Annotated in this window: 21 protein-coding genes and 1 other RNA gene; 9 read left to right on the top strand and 13 right to left on the bottom strand. The window is 51.2% G+C overall.

Going from position 1 to position 20,698, the window contains the following annotated elements; all coding sequences use genetic code 11:
• Positions 1-213 precede the first annotated feature (213 nt).
• Entirely contained in the window at positions 214-1,191 is a 978-nt protein-coding gene (lepB, locus tag ACQKDS_RS09345; RefSeq protein ID WP_399669093.1) for a signal peptidase I, read from the bottom strand.
• A 31-nt stretch (positions 1,192-1,222) separates the two neighbouring features.
• Positions 1,223-3,022 (bottom strand): translation elongation factor 4, encoded by a 1,800-nt coding sequence (lepA, locus tag ACQKDS_RS09350; RefSeq protein ID WP_399669096.1) that lies wholly within the window; start codon positions 3,020-3,022, stop codon positions 1,223-1,225.
• 523 nt (positions 3,023-3,545) lie between these two features.
• Between lepA and ACQKDS_RS09355 the strand changes: the two genes are divergently transcribed.
• Complete coding sequence (locus tag ACQKDS_RS09355) at positions 3,546-4,376, top strand: hypothetical protein (RefSeq protein ID WP_399669099.1); 831 nt, start codon at positions 3,546-3,548, stop codon at positions 4,374-4,376.
• Positions 4,377-4,381: 5 nt separating this feature from the next.
• Here the strand turns inward: ACQKDS_RS09355 and rseC are convergent, their stop codons facing one another.
• The 4 genes from rseC to rpoE are packed head-to-tail and all read right to left on the bottom strand — an operon-like array spanning position 4,382 to position 7,073.
• Positions 4,382-4,858, bottom strand: coding sequence for a SoxR-reducing system protein RseC (gene rseC, locus ACQKDS_RS09360; RefSeq protein WP_399669102.1), 477 nt, complete (start codon positions 4,856-4,858; stop codon positions 4,382-4,384).
• A complete protein-coding gene (gene rseB, locus ACQKDS_RS09365; protein WP_399669105.1) occupies positions 4,855-5,811 on the bottom strand; it encodes a sigma-E factor regulatory protein RseB in 957 nt (318 codons plus the stop codon). The genes rseC and rseB overlap by 4 nt, the downstream gene beginning before the upstream one ends.
• Positions 5,811-6,467, bottom strand: coding sequence for an anti-sigma-E factor RseA (rseA, locus tag ACQKDS_RS09370; RefSeq protein WP_399669108.1), 657 nt, complete (start codon positions 6,465-6,467; stop codon positions 5,811-5,813). The genes rseB and rseA overlap by 1 nt, the downstream gene beginning before the upstream one ends.
• 30 nt (positions 6,468-6,497) lie before the next feature.
• Positions 6,498-7,073: an RNA polymerase sigma factor RpoE gene (gene rpoE, locus ACQKDS_RS09375; RefSeq protein ID WP_399669111.1), complete on the bottom strand. Its 576-nt coding sequence runs from the start codon at positions 7,071-7,073 to the stop codon at positions 6,498-6,500.
• Between the two features lie 214 nt (positions 7,074-7,287).
• Between rpoE and nadB the strand changes: the two genes are divergently transcribed.
• On the top strand, positions 7,288-8,889 hold the full coding sequence (gene nadB, locus ACQKDS_RS09380; protein ID WP_399669114.1) for an L-aspartate oxidase: 1,602 nt from the start codon (positions 7,288-7,290) through the stop codon (positions 8,887-8,889).
• A 42-nt stretch (positions 8,890-8,931) separates the two neighbouring features.
• On the opposite strand, the gene trmN is transcribed toward nadB, so the two are convergent.
• Positions 8,932-9,678 (bottom strand): tRNA(1)(Val) (adenine(37)-N(6))-methyltransferase TrmN, encoded by a 747-nt coding sequence (gene trmN / locus ACQKDS_RS09385; RefSeq protein ID WP_399669267.1) that lies wholly within the window; start codon positions 9,676-9,678, stop codon positions 8,932-8,934.
• A gap of 131 nt (positions 9,679-9,809) precedes the next feature.
• On the opposite strand from trmN, the gene srmB reads away from it, so the two are divergent.
• The gene (gene srmB / locus ACQKDS_RS09390; RefSeq protein ID WP_399669116.1) at positions 9,810-11,132 is read left to right on the top strand and encodes an ATP-dependent RNA helicase SrmB; all 1,323 of its coding nucleotides are present in this window, start codon (positions 9,810-9,812) and stop codon (positions 11,130-11,132) included.
• 174 nt (positions 11,133-11,306) lie between these two features.
• On the opposite strand, the gene ACQKDS_RS09395 is transcribed toward srmB, so the two are convergent.
• The 3 genes from ACQKDS_RS09395 to grcA all read right to left on the bottom strand — a co-directional run bounded on the left by ACQKDS_RS09395 (position 11,307) and on the right by grcA (position 13,625).
• Positions 11,307-12,056: an ankyrin repeat domain-containing protein gene (locus ACQKDS_RS09395; RefSeq protein ID WP_399669119.1), complete on the bottom strand. Its 750-nt coding sequence runs from the start codon at positions 12,054-12,056 to the stop codon at positions 11,307-11,309.
• On the bottom strand, positions 12,049-13,050 hold the full coding sequence (locus tag ACQKDS_RS09400; protein WP_399669122.1) for a phospholipase: 1,002 nt from the start codon (positions 13,048-13,050) through the stop codon (positions 12,049-12,051). Before ACQKDS_RS09400 ends, ACQKDS_RS09395 begins: the two co-directional genes overlap by 8 nt.
• A gap of 191 nt (positions 13,051-13,241) precedes the next feature.
• The gene (grcA, locus tag ACQKDS_RS09405; RefSeq protein WP_399669125.1) at positions 13,242-13,625 is read right to left on the bottom strand and encodes an autonomous glycyl radical cofactor GrcA; all 384 of its coding nucleotides are present in this window, start codon (positions 13,623-13,625) and stop codon (positions 13,242-13,244) included.
• Between the two features lie 347 nt (positions 13,626-13,972).
• Between grcA and ung the strand changes: the two genes are divergently transcribed.
• Positions 13,973-14,668 (top strand): uracil-DNA glycosylase, encoded by a 696-nt coding sequence (gene ung, locus ACQKDS_RS09410; RefSeq protein ID WP_399669128.1) that lies wholly within the window; start codon positions 13,973-13,975, stop codon positions 14,666-14,668.
• A gap of 51 nt (positions 14,669-14,719) precedes the next feature.
• Here ung and grpE read toward each other — a convergent pair whose 3' ends face one another.
• Entirely contained in the window at positions 14,720-15,301 is a 582-nt protein-coding gene (gene grpE / locus ACQKDS_RS09415) for a nucleotide exchange factor GrpE (protein ID WP_399669131.1), read from the bottom strand.
• Between the two features lie 124 nt (positions 15,302-15,425).
• Between grpE and nadK the strand changes: the two genes are divergently transcribed.
• The 3 genes from nadK to bamE all read left to right on the top strand — a co-directional run bounded on the left by nadK (position 15,426) and on the right by bamE (position 18,740).
• On the top strand, positions 15,426-16,304 hold the full coding sequence (gene nadK / locus ACQKDS_RS09420; RefSeq protein WP_399669134.1) for an NAD(+) kinase: 879 nt from the start codon (positions 15,426-15,428) through the stop codon (positions 16,302-16,304).
• 86 nt (positions 16,305-16,390) lie between these two features.
• A complete protein-coding gene (recN, locus tag ACQKDS_RS09425; RefSeq protein WP_399669137.1) occupies positions 16,391-18,052 on the top strand; it encodes a DNA repair protein RecN in 1,662 nt (553 codons plus the stop codon).
• 349 nt (positions 18,053-18,401) lie between these two features.
• Positions 18,402-18,740, top strand: a complete 339-nt coding sequence (bamE, locus tag ACQKDS_RS09430) for an outer membrane protein assembly factor BamE (protein WP_399669140.1) — start codon at positions 18,402-18,404, stop codon at positions 18,738-18,740.
• A gap of 110 nt (positions 18,741-18,850) precedes the next feature.
• Here bamE and ACQKDS_RS09435 read toward each other — a convergent pair whose 3' ends face one another.
• Both ACQKDS_RS09435 and ACQKDS_RS09440 read right to left on the bottom strand, forming a co-directional pair.
• Positions 18,851-19,135, bottom strand: a complete 285-nt coding sequence (locus tag ACQKDS_RS09435; RefSeq protein WP_399669143.1) for an RnfH family protein — start codon at positions 19,133-19,135, stop codon at positions 18,851-18,853.
• Positions 19,128-19,562: a type II toxin-antitoxin system RatA family toxin gene (locus ACQKDS_RS09440; protein WP_399669146.1), complete on the bottom strand. Its 435-nt coding sequence runs from the start codon at positions 19,560-19,562 to the stop codon at positions 19,128-19,130. The genes ACQKDS_RS09435 and ACQKDS_RS09440 overlap by 8 nt, the downstream gene beginning before the upstream one ends.
• Positions 19,563-19,723: 161 nt before the next feature.
• On the opposite strand from ACQKDS_RS09440, the gene smpB reads away from it, so the two are divergent.
• Together smpB and ssrA are read left to right on the top strand one after the other, a co-directional pair.
• A complete protein-coding gene (gene smpB / locus ACQKDS_RS09445; RefSeq protein WP_399669149.1) occupies positions 19,724-20,206 on the top strand; it encodes an SsrA-binding protein SmpB in 483 nt (160 codons plus the stop codon).
• Between the two features lie 50 nt (positions 20,207-20,256).
• Positions 20,257-20,620: a transfer-messenger RNA gene (gene ssrA / locus ACQKDS_RS09450) on the top strand.
• The last annotated feature ends 78 nt before the right edge of the window (positions 20,621-20,698 follow it).

The following is a 20,698-nucleotide window of genomic DNA, read 5'->3' on the forward strand; positions in this document are numbered from 1 at the left end:
GGCTCCTGATAAGGAGCCAACTTTTTATCGCTCAAGGCGGTATTCTACAACGGGCGAGAATTAAATGCTGCGTTTATATCCCCGGCATATTCCACACGGTTGGCGTTGGCTTCCCGCTTGCATCCCCGGTGGCTTGGTGATCAAGCTCCCGGGGATTTCGCCAGCGCTCAGCATGCCAGCACGCAAAATGCAGGGGTATAAACGCGAGATTAATTAATGAATCCCGCCGATGCGGTTCAATCTCACCCCGGTAGGCCACTCGCCTTCCTGTTTTTCAAAACTCATCCAGATAGCCGTCGCTTTACCGACCAAGTTCTTCTCAGGTACAAAGCCCCAATAACGGCTGTCAGCGCTGTTATCACGGTTATCACCCATCATGAAGTAATGGCCCGCTGGCACAATCCATTCAGCCAGTTGTTGCCCAGGCTGCCGATAATAAGCACCCACTTGATCCTGCGTGCCCGGCACGCTCAGAATGTGGTGTGTCACATTGCCCAGCGTTTCATTACGCTCACGCAAGCGAATGCCACCCTGCGGCACATTATCAGTCACCGGGATTTGATAAAAACCATTGCTGGTTTCGCCCATACCACTCCGGCTAAACATTTGCACGAAGTCACTTGGCTGCGCATTGTTATACGTGACCGCCAACGCTTTATCGCAAGGTTGGTCAGTATTGCACGACGGCTGCACGGTTACGCGCTTATTGACAGGATCGTAAGTCACGCGGTCACCCGGAACCCCCACGACGCGCTTGATATAATCCAATTTAGGATCAAGCGGATACTTAAATACGGCAATATCCCCGCGTTTAGGATGACCGGTTTCAATTAGCGTGGTCTGGGTAATCGGATCTTTAATGCCATAGGCATATTTTTCCACCAGAATAAAATCGCCAATCAGCAACGTTGGCATCATTGAGCCTGAAGGGATCTGGAACGGTTCGTAAATAAACGAACGCACCACAAAGACCAGCAGCAATACCGGAAAAACCGATGCCCCAGTTTCAATCCAGCCTGGCTGCTTAGCCGCCAAAGCCAACGTTTTTTCATCTACCGCACCGGCAGTTTGTTCATTGAGCGATGCGATTTTCGCCCGACGTGCTGGCGCCCACTTAAAGCGCTCAAAGCACCAGATGATCCCGGTCACCAACGTTGCCGTTGCCAAGATCAGGGCAAACATATTCGCCATGTAAATTCCCTCGTTACGTGAGCTTCCGCTCTTACTTACCGTCTTTCCCAACGTGCAGGATGGCTAAGAACGCTTCCTGTGGCAGCTCAACGTTCCCCACCTGCTTCATGCGCTTTTTACCGTCTTTCTGTTTCTGCAGCAGTTTCTTCTTACGGCTAACGTCACCGCCGTAGCATTTCGCCAGGACGTTTTTACGCAACTGCTTCACCGTTGAACGCGCAATGATGTGCGTGCCAATCGCTGCCTGAATCGCAATGTCGAATTGCTGACGCGGGATCAATTCCTTCATCTTTTCGACCAAATCACGACCACGATACGGAGCATTGTCACGGTGTGTAATCAGCGCCAGCGCATCTACACGCTCGCCGTTGATCAACACGTCAACTCGCACCATGTCAGACGCCTGGAAACGTTTAAAGTTGTAATCCAGCGATGCATAACCGCGTGACGTGGATTTCAAGCGATCGAAGAAATCCAGAACCACTTCCGCCATCGGGATTTCATACGTCAAGGCAACCTGATTACCGTGATAAACCATGTTGGTCTGTACACCACGCTTTTCCACGCACAGTGTAATAACGTTGCCCAGATACTCCTGCGGCATCAACATATGACACTCAGCGATAGGCTCACGCAGTTCGCCAATATTGTTTAACGGCGGCAATTTCGAAGGACTATCAACGTAGATCGTCTCACCACCGGTAGTTTCTACTTCGTAGACAACCGTCGGCGCAGTGGTGATCAGATCCAGATCGTATTCACGCTCCAAGCGCTCCTGAATGATCTCCATATGCAGCAGCCCCAAGAAGCCGCAGCGGAAGCCAAAACCAAGCGCTGTAGAGCTTTCTGGTTCGTAGAACAACGACGCATCATTCAGACTGAGTTTGCCCAACGCATCGCGGAAAGCTTCATAATCATCGGAGCTAATAGGGAACAAACCGGCATAAACTTGCGGTTTCACCTTTTTAAAGCCAGGCAACGGTTTTTCTGCGGGTTGGCGCGCCAGCGTCAAGGTATCGCCGACTGGGGCACCCAGGATGTCTTTGATAGCACAAACCAGCCAACCCACCTCGCCGCAGTTCAGCACATCACGGTCAACGCGTTTTGGCGTGAAGATGCCCAGGCGATCGGCGTTATACACCTGCCCGGTGCTCATCACCTTGATCTTATCGCCTTTGCGCATAGTGCCATTTTTAATACGCACCAGTGATACTACGCCGAGATAGTTATCAAACCATGAATCAATAATCAGCGCCTGTAGTGGTGCTTCTGGATCGCCTTCCGGTGGAGGAATGTCACGAACCAGCCGTTCCAGCACCTCAGAGACGCCTACACCGGTTTTTGCCGAGCAGCGCACCGCATCGGTCGCATCGATACCGACAATATCTTCGATTTCCTGCGCTGCGCGATCGGGATCGGCCGCTGGCAAGTCAATTTTGTTCAGTACCGGCACCACTTCCAGATCCATTTCGATCGCGGTGTAGCAGTTAGCCAGCGTCTGCGCTTCTACGCCCTGCCCGGCATCCACCACCAGTAGCGCGCCTTCACAGGCTGCCAACGAACGGGATACTTCATAAGAGAAGTCAACGTGGCCGGGAGTATCGATAAAGTTAAGATTGTAAGTCTGGCCATCCAGCGCTTTGTAATCCAGCGTGACGCTTTGTGCCTTGATGGTGATGCCACGCTCACGCTCCAGATCCATGGAATCGAGAACCTGCGCGGCCATTTCACGCTCGGTCAAGCCGCCGCAAATCTGGATAATACGGTCGGACAGCGTCGACTTACCGTGGTCAATATGGGCAATAATGGAGAAATTTCGTATATGCTTCATTATAAAAGTTTTTCTGCCTTGGTATTTCTGAATTACTCGCCTATAGAAACCCGTATGGACCTAAAGCGACAGTGAATGGGTTCGGCCGTCTTTCGCCTGAATCGCTGCATTCTACATGCCACAACACTGAAAACCTAGCGATCGGTGCAGTGAAGGCACGCTATTATGCTCAGTTTATTGTTACATCCCCCGCCAAGTTGTGAAAGTAGATGTTAACAGTATGTGCGAACGGAAAAGACAAAGAGCAAACTAGCGCAGCGCATAATGCGTATCAAGCGTTCTGCTTGAATTTTATCCTGCGCATACCTAACCGATGATGACGCAATAACCCACCGCCTAAATAAAGAAAAATAATAACTTGATCAATGAATTACATTTCAAAGCTTCATTTCAGCTTTAGGAAAATCCCCATATACGCATTGGACTGGCAAATATAAAAAGGAAACAGGGCTCGGCAAAAGCATAACGATTAGGGCTTAGCTGAGTTCGCCAGTCTATCTCTGCACATTGATTGGAGGGGGTCATGATCGATAAAGGACAACTGTTGAGTCGGCACGATTTCTCTAAAATCAATTGGGGCATTTTGGCCGTTGCGGCAGCGTTGTTATCCATTGGCGGCACATTGTTATTATTGTCGCTGCTCAGTGGCATGGAAGAAAGCCGCGTGTTGGCATTGCTACAAATCGGTGCTGCAACAATTTCCCTCGGCGGTATTATGTTGGTTACGCGCCACTTTTTACGCCCCACATTGACTTATCGCCTATACGAGCACGGCGTCCGGGTCAGTCATAATCGCAATCATAAAGAACGGTTTATCGCGTTTGAAAAAATTGCTGATATTTATCGCTTTCGCTACTTGCCCATACTGGGGAGCTTCGGCGGGATCGTGGCGTTTCGTTCTGAAGCCGATCAACGCTGGTTTACGGTCTTCAGCAATATCGCGCAGGCCAAAATGCTACGTGACACCCTGCTCAACCAGCACATTCGGTTACGCGGGGCACAGGCGTTAAACGCGATGTATCAGGGGAATGCCGTCGATTTCCGCTATCTCAACGGCAAAATGCAGTGGGTAAGTTTGCTATTACGTGGCAATTTACATCAGGCGCGAAGCCAAACGCTGCGCCTCAGCGCCAAAAGCCTGTGTACGCCGCAGCGGGAAATCGCTATTGCGCAAATTCATTCGTTGGAAAATGACTCGCAGAAGGGAAGAATTCTCTTGCTGGACAATCAGGGGCAGGTGCTCGCCACGCTGTGTTATTTTTCGTTACTAAGTGCAGATTTGTTCATTGCACTATTGGAACATATGATCGCCAGCCGCATTCCCGCTTACCATAACCCAGCGATGACGAAGTAATCATTTTAATGAGGGGGAGAATTGTCAGGCCGTATATGTAACGCCGTCGGCGGTAAACCGATTTGCAACACAACCGGCTGATAGGCATCCTGTTCGTCAATACGTTGCGCCAGCTTACGTGCCAGCAAAAATGCCCCCACGCCGCCGATGAGCGCGCCCAAAGCCGCAGCCGCATCGGTACCTTGCCACAGTTGCAGTAACGACCCTCCGAGGATCATGCCCAGTAACGGCGTGAGATAGACCAACATGGCAGAGCGCAATAAACTGCCTTCGGCGATACCTACTTCAACCCGCTGACCCGGTTCAAGCGGTTGTTGAATGTGCACCTGCAATTGATGTTCTGTTTCTGGCACCAGCTCATTGAGTGCGCGCGCTCCGCAGCCGGTGCGAGCACTGCAACTGCTGCAACCCGCTTTAGGTTCACAGCGCAGCAATGCTACGCCCTGCTGCCACGAAATAACCGTGGCCCATTCTTTCATCATTGCGCTGCTACCTTGAATGAAATGCTATTGGCAATACGCTTGGCGGTCGACGGTGGTAACTCGCCCACGATGGTGATTTCGTTGCCGTTACGCACCTCAGTTTGAATAGTACGCCGCCCTTGACGATAAAACTGCTGACTGACACCGTTGCCCGATGGGCTAACGTTCACCGAGAAGCTGAACAAACCATCACTGTATAACCGCGACTCCACAGGCACAGATACATTCGGTAACTTACGACGGTTACGTGCGACCTCGGTCACCCCCGCCGGTAACCAGCCAGGTTGCCAGTTCAGAGTGATCTTTTCCGCCGCCGGAAGCGAGAGCAGTGGTGGCAGATTCACCTTCAACAATCCTCGCATCACATTCTGCACGTCAGGGCTGACCGTGAAAGAAATGACGCGATACTGTTCTAGCGTTTCACCATCACGATCGAGTAAATCAACCCGCAACGGCAGCTTGGTTGTTTCATCCATCCAGACAATATAGCTGTAACGCGAACCATCACGCGCCACCACACGAATCACTTCGCAGGGGCGATCGGAAATGCGCGTACGGCCAACGGAAATAAAGTCGTAGTATTGATTAAGACGATCAAAATCAGCATAAACAATGGCTGGTAATGCGTCGACGATATGATCGCCGGACAGCGTAAACGGCTCCAGACCCGGTTCAAAATAGCTAATACCGTCACCGCGTTGCAATACTTCACGGCGGGGGCCATCCATATGCAACAGTTGCCCAAGCGATTGCTGGTCGATTACGGCATGACGATAGCGTAACGACTCAATCCCCTGCTTACTGATGCTGATATAGGCGAGTTCATAGTTAAGCGAACGGCTGGCACTGCTCATCTGTTGTAACATCGCCCCGGACGCAGTCTGCGCCGGGGCGATGTTTGAATAGAGCAGGCTACCCGTTAATAAACAAACGGAGAACCAAAGTTGCTTCATTACTGCTGCTGCATTCCTAAAGACTGAGTGCCCGGAACCTGAACGGCCGCTTGCTGCGGATTACCTTGTTCAAGTTGCAACTGATCTGAGTGCAAACGGCGTTGCAGTTCATAGTCTTGCAACATCGCGTTGATCCGCTTGCGCTGCTCTTGTACCTGCTGCTGTTGACCGTTACCGGCCGAGAAACTGTCCGCGGGTACGCCAAGGCTGACGGGTGAAGGTTGCCCCATGATTGGCAACGTATTGAATACTGGCGTTTCAGTCGCGCCCTGCTCGGTAGCCGCTGGCTGATTGTAATGCTGTACACCGACGATCACTGCTAGCGATACACACGCAGCAACCCCCACTTGAGTCAGTTGTGTCGCCCAAGGGCGAACTTTATGCCAGAACGGCATTTTCTGCCAAGTATGTGGTTGCGGCTGAGATTCGCGGACTGACGAAGGAACCAGCCGTGCAGGTTCTTTCTCCAACGCAGCAGCAACACGATCGGCGATATCGAGATGAATTACTTGTCCGACATCACCACGTAACGTATCACGTATCAGGTGATAGCTCTGCCAGCTTTGTTGAAGCGCTTGGTCTTTGGACAACGAGCCTAACAGCTCATTGTCGAGCGTTTCTCCATCCATCAGAGCGGAAAGCTTTTCTTTCTGCATGCCTAGTTACCCTTCCTGTGTCCGCCATCGTTAACGTTGGATCAGCGGTTGAACTTTATTATCGATAGCCTCCCTGGCACGGAAAATACGCGAACGTACGGTTCCGACCGGGCAATCCATGATGGTTGCTATCTCTTCGTAGCTTAGACCATCCAACTCTCTGAGAGTAATCGCCATGCGAAGATCCTCAGGGAGCGACTCAATAGTACGGAAAACTATCTGTCTCAACTCTTCAGACAACATTAAATTCTCAGGGTTCGAAATTTCTTTCAGAGCGCCTGCGCTTTCGTAATTTTCAGCATCATTGGCGTCAACATCACTCGCCGGCGGACGCCGCCCCTGAGCTACCAGATAATTCTTTGCTGTATTCACAGCGATTCGATATAACCACGTGTAAAAGGCACTATCACCACGAAATGATGCTAGTGCGCGATAGGCTTTAATAAACGACTCCTGCACCACATCCGGCACATCGCCCTGCGGCACATAGCGGGAAACGAGACTCGCAACTTTATGCTGGTAACGCACTACCAGTAAGTTAAACGATTTCTGATCGCCCTTTTGGACCCGCTCAACCAGCACCTGATCCGTTAACTGCTCGCTCATCCGAGGTAAATTCTCCCCAAAGCTGCCTCCACGCGTGAAATTGTACTGCCAGCCATACATTGTTTTCCTGAGCAAGCACTCGCTTGGAGCTCATATGAAACCCAAAGTTCCATATCGCCATTGTTTTTTCTGTTGATATCATCCGATCCGTGGCTTTTGCCCGGATAAGTAGGCTAACATTATTTTCACCCTTCTTCTGCAAACATCATACGTTATGCAATCATCATATGAACATGTTAGCGATGTACTGATAGTTGGCAGCGGCGCTGCTGGCCTCTCATTAGCCCTGCGCTTAGCACCACACTGTAAAGTTACCGTGCTGAGCAAAGGCCCACTTAACGAAGGCGCAACCTTTTATGCCCAAGGCGGGATCGCCGCGGTATTTGATGAAACGGACAGTATCGCCTCGCACGTCGATGACACGCTCATTGCCGGTGCCGGATTGTGTGATAAAGACGCGGTGGAGTTTATCGCCAGCAACGCTCGCCACTGCGTGCAATGGTTGATCAACCAAGGCGTGCTGTTCGACACCGAAACCAATGCGCAAGGCGAAGAACGGTATCACCTGACCCGCGAAGGCGGCCACAGCCACCGTCGTATATTACATGCAGCCGACGCTACCGGTAAGGAAGTAGAGACTACCCTGGTTGCGAAAGCAAGCGCCCACCCGAATATTTGCGTGATGGAGCGCCGTAACGCGGTTGACCTCATCACCTCAGATAAAATTGGCTTACCCGGCACGCGGCGCGTGGTTGGGGCCTATGTCTGGAACCGCGAACGTGAGCAGGTGGAAACCTACCGCGCGAAAATCGTGGTGCTGGCAACCGGTGGTGCCGCCAAAGTTTACCAATACACCACCAATCCAGACATCTCCTCCGGCGATGGTATCGCTATGGCTTGGCGTGCTGGCTGTCGAGTCGCTAATTTGGAGTTTAATCAGTTTCATCCAACCTGTCTGTTTCATCCGCAAGCACGTAACTTCCTGCTGACTGAAGCATTGCGCGGCGAAGGTGCCTACTTGAAACGCCCGGACGGCAGCCGTTTTATGCCCGATTTCGATTCGCGTGGCGAATTGGCACCGCGCGATATCGTGGCACGCGCCATCGACCATGAAATGAAACGGCTCGGTGCCGACTGCATGTTCCTGGATATCAGCCATAAACCCGCTGAATTCATCACGGAACATTTCCCAATGATTCATAAAAAGTTGCTGACGCTCGGTTTCGACCTGACTCAACAACCGATTCCGATTGTGCCCGCCGCACACTATACCTGCGGCGGTGTCATGGCAGATCAATACGGTCGAACCGACCTGGATGGGCTATACGCTATCGGTGAGGTGAGTTATACCGGTTTGCACGGTGCCAATCGCATGGCATCGAATTCATTACTGGAATGTTTGGTGTATGGCTGGTCGGCGGCGGAAGACATTATAAACCGTCTACCGGTTATCCAGTTAGCCAAGTCACTGCCGCATTGGGATGAAAGCCAAGTTGATGATTCCGACGAGCGCGTGGTGATCCAGCACAACTGGCATGAGTTGCGATTATTCATGTGGGATTACGTCGGCATTGTGCGCACCACCAAACGCTTGGAGCGCGCACTGCGCCGTATCAACACCTTGCAGCAAGAAATTGACGAATATTACGCCAACTTCCGCATTTCCAATAATTTGTTAGAACTGCGCAATCTGGTGCAAGTGGCTGAACTGATCGTGCGTAGCGCGATGGCGCGCAAAGAAAGTCGCGGTTTGCACTATACGCTTGACTATCCAGAACTGCTGCCCAACCCGCAGCCGACGATACTGCAACCCTGACCCCAGCAACATCAAGGGCGCCTTGGCGCCCTGCATTTCGGTTTAATAGAACAGGTAGAAGTCCGTAATCAGTAGACGAAACGCCTTGCTGTAGCTGCCATCCGCCTCTTTGATCGCTAAATCGCTTTCCGCATGCCGTTGTGGCGTACGCGTCAGTGCTAAAAGCATGCGATGGCGTGGCGTATCCGCACGATCGCTGACATTCACCCGCTGCGCGACATGCCAACCGCGCCGCAGAGCATTAGCGGCAAATGCCTCCCCAATCTCATGCGGTAACACCACACACAACATGCCGCTCGCGTTTAACAACTGTTGTGAGCAATCCAGCAGCGTGTCATGCGTCAGCGTTTCTGTCGAACGTGCCGCATCCCGCGCCCGATTGCTGCAAGCCACCGCGGGTTCAAAATAAGGTGGATTGCTGACAATCAGATCATAACGGGCGACATGTTGGCGGGCGAAAGTTTGAATATCTTGCGCATGCACAGCGATACGTTTTAGCCACGGCGATGCCTGTACATTGGTTGTCGCCTGCTCGGCGGCGGCGGCATCTAATTCAACGGCATCAATCTGTACGTCATCGGTTGAGCGCTGTGCCAACATCAGCGCAATCAATCCACTGCCACTACCGATATCCAGGATGTTACGCGCCGAGTACAACGGCGTCCAAGCGCCTAGCAGAACGCCATCGGTGCCGACCTTCATCGCGCAACGATCGTGGGCAACAAAAAATTGCTTAAAGGTAAAACCACCGCGGCGTGGTTTAAAATTCGCTTTCGATTGACTGGGCACATTGATCACCTGGCTGGAAAACGGTCGTAGCATAAGGCAATCTGACGACGGGTAAAAGCAATGCTTGCCTTAAAAAGGGTGAACCCAGCGGCCAACCCGTCTATAATCGGCGCCCCAAGTAGAGGTAGACCATGACAGCAACCAATTTTTCCGAACTCGATCTCGATGAACGCCTAATAACCGCCCTGCGCGATAAAGGCTACGACCGCCCAACTGCCATTCAAGCCGCAGCCATTCCGCCGGCCATGGATGGGCGTGACGTATTGGGTTCGGCGCCCACCGGTACGGGCAAGACCGCCGCATTTTTGCTGCCAGTGTTGCAGCACCTGTTGGATTTCCCACGTAAGAAATCCGGCCCACCACGCGTATTGATTCTGACGCCAACGCGTGAGCTGGCGATGCAGGTCGCCGATCAGGCGCGTGAGCTGGCTGCGCATACCTCGTTGGATATCGCCACTATCACCGGCGGTGTCGCGTATATGAACCACGCGGAAGTGTTCAGCGAGAATCAGGACGTGGTGGTTGCAACCACGGGACGTCTGCTGCAATACATTAAAGAAGAGAATTTTGACTGCCGAGCGGTGGAAACCCTGATCCTTGATGAAGCTGACCGCATGCTGGACATGGGTTTTGCTCAGGACATCGAAACCATTTCGGCAGAAACCCGCTGGCGCAACCAAACCTTGCTGTTCTCTGCCACATTGGAAGGCGAAGCCATCCGTGAGTTTGCTGAACGCATTCTGAAAGAGCCGGTAGAAGTCGAAGCCGATCCATCACGCCGCGAACGCAAAAAAATTCTGCAATGGTACTACCGCGCCGATGACGTAAAACATAAAACCGCGCTGCTGGTTCACTTACTGAATCAACCCGATGTGCAAAAATCGGTGATCTTCGTGCGTAAGCGTGAGCGTGTGCATGAGTTGGCGACCTGGCTGCGCGAGGCCGGTATCAATACTTGCTACCTTGAAGGGGAAATGGTTCAGGCCAAACGTAACGAAGCGGTAAAACGCATGATGGACGGTAGAGTTAACGTGCTGGTGGCTACCGACGTCGCAGCACGCGGTTTAGATATCCTGGATATCACTCACGTATTTAACTTTGATATGCCACGCACTGCCGACACCTATCTGCACCGTATCGGGCGTACCGGCCGCGCCGGGCGTAAAGGCACCGCCATTTCACTGGTTGAAGCACATGACCATTTGCTGTTAGGCAAAGTGGGGCGTTATCTCAATGAACCGCTAAAAGCGCGCGTGATCGATGAGTTACGCCCAAGCACCAAAGTGCCGAGCGAAAAGAGCAACGGTAAGCCGTCCAAAAAAGTGCTGGCCAAGCGCGCGGAAAATAAAGAAAAGAACAAAGAAAAAGCCAAAGTGAAAGTGCGCCATCGCGACGCCAAAAACGTCGGTAAGCGCCGTCAGGCAAAAGCCAAGCCAGAAGGCAGCGGTAAATAAGCCGGGTCGCGTTGAGGTAGGTGGCAACGTTGTCTGATGATCCGAGATACCCAAGTCTAGCATAGCGAGGGGTACCCCGCTGTCTTACGACTCGCCGCCTTCTTCGCCACGGCCTTGCTAATAACTGGCTTTCTCAATAGCTGTAACCGCCTGAAAAGGCGGTTTTTTTATTTCTTATGATGACGCGTACTGCGTCGCCAGACGATGCGCCCGCAACCAGGCTTCCAACCGTTTGTAGGCCTCACGCATGGCTTCGTTTTGCAGGTGTGACGGCGTCTGCGAAAAATACGCTAGAAACGTCAGCCCCTGTTGATTGCGCGCCTTAGCATCAGCCCCAGCCTGCAATAGCATGATCGCCAACTGGGGCGCATTGGTTTTTGCGGCAACATGCAGAGGGGTGTCACCTAGCCGATCGGCCAGCGAGCTGTTTGCTCCCGCTTCCAACAGCACCTTGACCTGTTTTTCCCGCCCCGCCAATACTGCCGCAGCCAGTGGTGTCGCCCCGGTCACGCTATTGCCCACATTGACCGATGCGCCAGAAGTTAACAACTGCGACAAATACTCGGCATCCTCTATCTGAGCTGCGGTATGCAACGCACTATTACCGTCCAGACCGGTTTGCGCTGCATCGGCTCCGGCCTGTAATAATGCGCGTACGCTCGTTGGCTGTTGGGCGAGAATGGCCCATTGCAGCATCGTCACCTGCCGCTCACCACGCTGTCGCACGCTTTCTGGCGCGGCCAATACGCCTATTTGCTGCGTATCTCCCTGCGCAACGGCATGCGCCAAAGCCTGATTGGATAACCCAACGAACGGCGTGGATTCCTGCTTCATTTGTTGCTCCTTCGCCATTGCTAACCATACGCCAGCCAATATCAATCCCAACAATGCAAACATTGTTGGCCAGCGCCATTTATCAAACATTCGCCGTCGCCTGCCACGGTTTTTGCTCGGCCATCGAGCTGATGATTTTGTCGATACCATGCGCCGTCAGGCTGCGTTCCACATGTTTACTCGGACGCCAATCATCCACACCGCTCAGTGTGTCATTATTCGCTAACATAATGGAATGGCCGATAGCATCAGGGATTAGCGAGGTCGATTCTTGCGTAGACGTTAGCATGTCATATTGTTCATTGTAGCGCCGAATACCACCAGCCTGCGCATCTTGCTTCGCCGCGGCTGGGTTTACGCCAAAGCGGTTCAACGTGCCATCGGAGACGCCTGCGGCATTGAACGTCACGGCAACCGTGCCGGTGCTGAGCGCTGCGGTGGTCGCCAAGCCCCCACCCAGCGAATGACCGGTAATGACTAACCGATCGCCAAACGCGGCTTTGGCGCTTTTCGCCAGCGATACCGCATGATTATACTGCACATCATCATACCCCGTGGCCTGGCGAACGTTAGTTAACCAATCACGCCAGTCATTGGTGCCAGCAAAAGCCAATACGTATTGATGATCATCGCTATAAATACCGGCCTGAAAACCCGAAGCAGTATCTTGCAGGCTGGCTGGGTCAATACCAGCACTTAAAAGTACGTTATCGCTCAAGCGACTAAAGCCATTCACTGCTGCACTATTTGGGCTATAAACGTCTTTTGCCAGCAATGCCAAAGTGTAATCGCCCTCTTGCGGTTGCTGCCCACGCGCGATGGTCGCGCTAGCCATTGCCGTTGCCGTTGCCGTTGCCGTTGCCGTTGCCGTTGCCGTTGCCGTTGCCGTTGCCGAAACATCGTTAACCAACGAATTCAATAGGCTGCGCATATTTTGCGTTTGTGGCGATAAATTCAACGGTGGTGGTTTAGCAGACTGTACAGATGTTTCAGGCGGAGTGGCGGTTGAAATGGCAGTGCGAGGGATTTCAGGCTGGGCAACGGTGGGCTTTACCGCCGAGGTGAAACTCAAAGGTAGACTCATGCCGACTCCTTGTTCGAAAAAGGGTTCATAGCCGCATTCCATATGAATGCTGATTTAGCTATCGGCAGGTCGATATCATTCTGTAATGAGAACGATTATCTTTGTCAGATAATGTGATCGCGATTGGGTTTCTGGCTAGCCACAATGTAAAAAGGGAGCCGAAGCTCCCTGATACATACACGACGTTAGAATTACAGACTTTCAGTGAAAGTACGGGTAATCACATCACGCTGTTGTTCTGGCGTCAGTGAGTTGAAACGTACTGCGTAGCCAGAAACGCGGATGGTCAGCTGTGGATATTTTTCTGGGTTTTTAACGGCGTCTTCCAATGTTTCACGACGCAGTACGTTAACGTTCAGATGTTGACCGCCTTCTACGCGCACGGTAGGTTGCAGCTCCATAGGAACTTCGCGGTATTCGATCTGGCCAAGCTCGTTCATCGGAACGATTTGGTCTTCAGCGTAATCCGCTTTAGCGCAAACACAACGCGCTTCTGATTTTTCGTCATCCAGCAGCCAGAAAGAGTTAACCAGCGCCTGATTGTTTGCTTTGGTGATTTGAATACCGGTAATCATTTTGATGCCTCCGTACTAGGGCGAGAAATTTTATTTCGTTTATGGTTTTGGCTATTTGGTAAAACCATTGTTGTCTTGTTGTTCTGTATACCAGCCCAGCAACGGCAATTCTTTGATTAAAATCAATTTACAGCGCATACCCTTTTTCACTGTAAGGGCAAATTTATGTTTTATATCAATATTCCAAATTTTCACCAACGCAATTAATTTTGTAAATTTTAAAAATTAATTGTAATTCAGACCATCCGACTCACAGAGCAAACGCATAAAAGCGGGTTTCGCTGAACGTGAGTAAGCGGTAAGCTATGCATCATAAATTTTACTAACGAAAACAAAGGAGAGCGTTAATGACTACCCTCCTCACCTGGCATGACGTCATCGGGAAAGAGAAAGAGCAACCCTATTTTGTTGATACGCTCACCTTTGTTGCCGCAGAGCGCCAGGCAGGTAAGACCATTTACCCACCGCAAAAAGACGTCTTCAACGCGTTCCGCTTTACGGAGTTAGCCGACGTCAAAGTGGTGATCCTCGGTCAAGATCCTTACCATGGACCAAATCAGGCGCACGGGTTATCATTTTCCGTGCGTCCCGGCATACCGGCACCGCCTTCGCTGGTGAATATATACAAAGAGTTGGTCACGGATATTCCCGGTTTTGAGCGGCCGAATCACGGTTGCTTACAAAGCTGGGCTAAGCAAGGGGTGCTACTGTTGAATACCGTATTAACGGTTGAGGCGGGTCGCGCGCATTCACACGCCAATCTAGGCTGGGAAACCTTCACCGATAAAGTTATTGCTGCATTAAATGAAAACCGCGAAGGTGTGGTGTTCTTACTTTGGGGCGCACACGCGCAAAAGAAAGGTAACTTTATCGATCGCAACCGCCATCACGTGCTAAAGGCTCCACATCCGTCACCACTTTCCGCCCATCGCGGTTTCCTCGGTTGCCACCATTTCTCGCAAACAAACCAATTATTGCAACAGCAGGGACTGGCTCCTATCGATTGGGCGCCACACCTGCCGGATAATGAAGAACTGGCCTGACTCAGATACAACAAAAGGCACATACTAAAGTGCCTTTTGTTGATAGGTGCCTTAAGCTTTAGCTTTAGACACCGCGACCATTGCTGGGCGCAGTAAGCGGCCATTCAGCGTATAGCCTTTTTGCATCACCATCATCACGTGGTTTGGCTGATGTTCCTCAGACTCCATCATGCTCATGGCCTGATGGACATCTGGGTTGAAAGGTACATTCACGTCACCGACGATCTCAATGCCGTACTTGCGCACGACATCTAACAGGGACTTCAGCGTCAGTTCAATCCCTTCAATCATCGCGGTCAGTTCCGGGTTATTGCGATCCGCAAGCTCCAGTGCACGTTCTAGGTTATCAATCACGGGCAACAGATCAGATGAAAACTTCTCCAAAGCGAATTTATGCGCTTTTTCGATATCCAATTCGGTACGGCGACGAACATTCTCCATCTCGGCTTTGGCACGTAGCACACTGTCGCGCTCACGTTGCTGAGCTTCTGCCAGTTGAGCTTCCAGCTCGGCAATGCGATCATCACGCAGATCGACACCTTCAGCTGCTTCCGGCAACACTTCTTCGTACTGAACGTTTTCCATTTCTTCCGAGGCTTGCTCGTTTGGCGTCTTATGTTCTTTACTACTCATGAATATCTCCGCGTTTTAGCATTAATCTCGCAACTTGGCTTATTATGGGGATCAATACGGGGGTTTCAAGTCAACCGGTCACAATGTAGGGCATATTCTGGCTCCGGTGAGGAAAATCACAACAATGAATAAAAAATTCACATGTATCGGCATTGTTGGCCATCCACGTCATCCATCGGCGTTGGCTACCCACGAGATGCTGTTCCACTGGTTAGTTGCACACGGTTATAACGTGCTTATTGAGCGGCAAATCGCCAAAGAATTGGGGTTAAAAAACGCGATAACGGGCAGCCTGGCGGATATAGGGCAACAGGCGGACTTGGCAGTTGTGGTCGGTGGCGACGGCAACATGCTTGGCGCCGCGCGTGCATTGGCACGTTATGACATCAAAGTTATCGGCGTTAACCGTGGAAACCTCGGCTTTCTGACCGATCTGGATCCCGATAATGCCTTGCAACAATTAGCCGATGTGTTGGAAGGCAAGTATATCGACGAAAAACGCTTCCTGCTGGAAACCATCGTCCATCGTGAACATCAGCATTGCCGCATCAGCACGGCGATTAACGAAGTGGTTCTGCACCCCGGCAAAGTGGCGCATATGATTGAGTTTGAGGTCTATATTGACGATCGCTTCGCCTTTTCACAGCGTTCGGACGGCTTGATCATCGCCACCCCTACAGGATCTACAGCCTATTCGTTATCCGCCGGTGGCCCAATTCTGACGCCATCGCTGGAAGCTATCGCATTGGTGCCCATGTTCCCGCACACCCTCTCTGCGCGCCCGTTGGTGATCAACGGTGACAGCACTATTCGCCTCAAGTTTTCGCACGTGAGTAGCGACCTGGAAGTCAGCTGCGACAGCCAAATTGCCCTGCCAATCCAAGAAGGTGAAGAGGTGCTGATTCGCCGCAGTGATTACCATCTCAATCTAATACATCCAAAAGATTACAGCTATTTCAATACATTAAGCACCAAGCTAGGCTGGTCAAAAAAATTATTCTAAAATTTGCGCCAACCACTTTACTGTATATAAAACCAGTTTATACTGTATGTAACAACAGTTATGTGTTTATACACAGGAAGGTTCCCATGCTGGCACAATTAACCATCAGCAATTTTGCTATCGTTCGTGAGTTGGAAATCGACTTTCAACCGGGTATGACGGCGATTACCGGTGAAACCGGTGCCGGTAAGTCGATTGCTATTGATGCGTTAGGGCTGTGCCTTGGTAACCGCGCCGAGGGTAACGTTGTGCGCCAAGGTGCCTCTCGCGCCGATTTGTGCGCGCGCTTCTCCTTGGTTGATACCCCATCCGCCCGCGAATGGTTGGAGCAAAACCATCTGGATGACAGTAACGAATGCCTGCTCCGGCGGGTCATCGGCACCGATGGCCGCTCCCGTGGTTATATCAACGGCACCTCCGTTCCTCTATCGCAACTGCGTGAATTGGGTCAACGGTTGATTCAAATTCACGGCCAGCATGCGCACCAACTGCTACTGAAACCCGAACACCAAAAATCTTTACTGGATGCCTACGTCGGTGAAACAGCATTGATGGCATCGATGCGCCAAGCCTTTCAGCAGTGGCACCAAAGCTGTCGAGAACTGGCACACCATCAGCAGCAATCCATTGAGCGTGAGGCGCGTAAGCAACTGCTGCAATATCAATTAAAAGAGCTAAACGAATTCGCGCCACAACCCGGTGAGTTTGAGCAAATCGATAGTGAATATAAGCGGCTGGCTAACAGCGGCCAATTGCTGACGCTGAGCCAACAGGCTTTGCATCATTTGGCCGATGATGATGAGCACAACATGCTCAGCCAACTGCATTGCGTTAAACATCTGTTGGTGGAATTGACCGGGATGGATGACAAGCTGTCCAACCTGCTCGACATGTTGGAGGAGGCCTCAATCCAAATCAGCGAAGCAAGCGATGAACTGCGCCATTACGCTGAACGGATGGATCTGGATCCAAATCGTTTATACGAGTTAGAACAACGCATTTCGCGCCAAATCAGTCTGGCACGTAAACACCATATCGCGCCTGAAGCACTGCCGCTGCGGCATCAACAATTGCTTGACGAGCAACATGCACTTTCTCAACAGGAAAGTGACCATCAGCACCTAAACGAAGCGGTTTTACAGCATCATCAACACGCATTGGCACTGGCCGAACAGTTGCACCAAAAACGTCAGCATTACGCTGATGAGCTCACCCAGTTAATTACCAGCAGCATGCATACGCTCTCAATGCCGCACGGTCAGTTCCATATTGAGGTGCATTTTGAGCCAGAACATTTAGGGGCCGAAGGCGCGAGCCGCGTGGAGTTTTGTGTTTCCACCAACCCTGGTCAACCACTGCAAGCGCTAGCTAAGGTCGCTTCTGGCGGCGAACTTTCGCGCATCGCCTTGGCCATTCAAGTCATTACCGCGCGTAAAATGGAAACGCCAGCGCTAATTTTCGACGAGGTTGATGTGGGAATCAGTGGCCCAACTGCCGCTATCGTGGGGCGTTTACTGCGCCAACTTGGGGAGTCCACTCAGGTGATGTGTGTGACCCACCTACCGCAAGTGGCCGGTTGTGGGCATCAGCATTTCTTTGTGAGCAAACAAACCGACGGCACCGTGACGGAAACGCAAATGACTCCCTTAGACAAACGAGCGCGTCTGCAAGAACTTGCGCGCCTGCTCGGCGGCAGCCAAGTGACCCGAAACACGCTGGCCAACGCAAAAGAGCTGCTCGCGGCGTAACACACCAATAAAATTTCGACAAAATAAGCATATTGCTGAACCTGACAGGCTAAACGTATCCGGTTCAGATAATGCAAAAAAGATGTGGGCAGGCATTGTACGCTGCCCTGCCCTTAGAAAATCGGTTACGATTTTTTCAGTAGTCAAAGGGCAATGCCCTGAGCAGAGCAACACGCTAGCGGCTATTTGAACTTTTTTCCTATCATGCAGTCCGACGTTTGCGCCAGAACGCTCCCCCTTTCATCACAACACCGTGAAAAATGAAAGGGTATTCAATAGATTTCAGGTTTCCAACTGCTGCAAGGTCTATTATCATCGGCAGCTTATGCCCTAAAGGAATGTGATTACTATGCGCTGTAAAATGCTAACTGCTGCCGCTGTGGTTCTTGTGATGTTAACTGCGGGCTGTTCTACCTTTGAGAAAGTGGTTTACCGCCCGGACATCAACCAAGGGAACTACCTGACCGCAACCGACGTGGCAAAAATCCATAAGGGTATGACCCAACAGCAAGTGGCTTACACTCTGGGAACCCCAATGCTACAGGATCCGTTTGGCACTCAGACTTGGTTCTACGTGTTCCGTCAGCAACCGGGCCATGAGAAAATCACGCAGCAAACGCTGACGCTGACTTTCGACAGTGCCGGTGTGCTAACGGATATGCAAAACAAACCAACACTGACCAAATAATCGATGCGCTAACACTTCCGGCCCATGCGGGAAGCAGGATCTCAGGCATGACAGTGGTAGGCTGCAACTCGGAAGGTGTTGTTTGATAAAAATAAGGCGCTTTGAGCGCCTTATTTTTTTGCTTTCTCTGCCCGCTGCCGCCGCAGCTCTTTTGGATCGGCAATCAGAGGCCGATAGATTTCAACCCGATCGCCATCATGCAGCTCATCACCCAACTTAGCAGGACGACTATAAATCCCCACTTTATTAGCGCTTAAGTCAATATCTTTACGTATCGCTAACAAACCGGAGGCCTGAATAGCCTCTTCAACAGTACTGCCCGCTTTTAACGTCACGTACCGCAAGTATTGCCGCTCAGGTAATGCGTAGACAACTTCTACGCGTATATCAGACACTGTAAACCTCTTTTGCCCGCTGGGTGAATGCTTGAACCATGCTCCCTGCCAGCTCCTTGAAAACTTTGCCGAAGGCCAACTCAATCAATTTGTTGGTGAATTCAAAATCCAAATGTAATTCAACTTTACACGCCTCTGGGCTGAGTGGCGTAAACTGCCAGCCCCCCATCAACGTACGGAACGGGCCGTCAACTAACTGCATATTGATGCTTTGGTTATCCTGCAGCGTATTTCGGGTAGTAAATGTCTTACTGATCCCTGCTTTTGCAACGTCTACAGCAGCGGTCATTTCATTATCGGTAGCATTGATAACCCGACTACCCGTGCAGCCAGGCAGAAAATCTGGATAAGAATGAACATCGTTAACCAACTGGTACATCTGCGCAGCGCTAAACGGCACCAACGCAGACCGACTGATCTGAGGCATATCATTTCCTGTGAAACATAAATCGTACAGATAATAACATTTATCTGGCGCCAGACAAAAAATCTGCTACACATTTGAGTCACCGAAAATCCGAGGATTTGCTCAGACACTGAACGCTAAAAGATTTCTTTCGCTGTGGCATCCAGTATAATGGCAACACTATGACAAAGAAAAAAGCATACAAACCCGGCTCAGCCACCATTGCGCAAAACAAACGTGCCCGTTTCGAGTACTTCATCGAGGAAGAGCTCGAGGCTGGTCTGTCTCTACAAGGGTGGGAAGTCAAATCGCTGCGTGCTGGTAAAGCCAACATCAGCGACAGCTACGTAATGTTCCGTGATGGTGAAGCCTACCTGTTCGGTGCCACCATTACGCCATTGAATGTTGCTTCGTCGCATGTGGTATGCGATCCAACGCGTTCCCGTAAATTGCTGCTAAAGAAACGTGAGCTTGACTCACTGCTTGGCCGCGTCAACCGCGAAGGTTATACCGTCGTCGCGCTTTCCATGTATTGGAAAAATGCTTGGACCAAATTGAAAATCGGCGTGGCGAAGGGTAAGAAAGAACACGATAAACGCGATAACATCAAAGATCGTGAATGGCAGACGGCGAAAGCCCGTATTATGAAGAATGCGAATCGTTAAGCCACTGGCTTTACAGCGCAAACTTCTGGTATACTGCCGATTAGTTACTTGGGGCTGATTCTGGATTCGACGGGATTTGCGAAGCCCAAGGAGCATGCCGAGGGGCGGTTGGCCTCGTAAAAAGCCGCAAAAAAATAGTCGCAAACGACGAAAACTACGCACTAGCAGCTTAATAACCTGCTCAGAGCCCTCTCTCCCTAGCCTCCGCTCTTAGGACGGGGATCAAGAGAGGTCAAACCCAAAAGAGATCGCGTGGAAGTCCTGCCTGGGGCTGAAGCGTTAAATCTAATCAGGCTAGTTTGTTAGTGGCGTGTCCATCCGCAGCTGGCAAGCGAATGTAAAGATTGGACTAAGCATGTAGTGCCGACGGTGTAGTAATTTCGGACGGGGGTTCAAATCCCCCCAGCTCCACCAAATTCTTGGTTGATGGTTACCAGAGTCATCCGATTAAGTCTAAAAAGCCCGCATGGCACAAGCCCTGCGGGCTTTTTT

This window comes from Serratia sp. NPDC078593 (assembly GCF_050268245.1).
GTDB lineage: Bacteria > Pseudomonadota > Gammaproteobacteria > Enterobacterales > Enterobacteriaceae > JBNNGK01.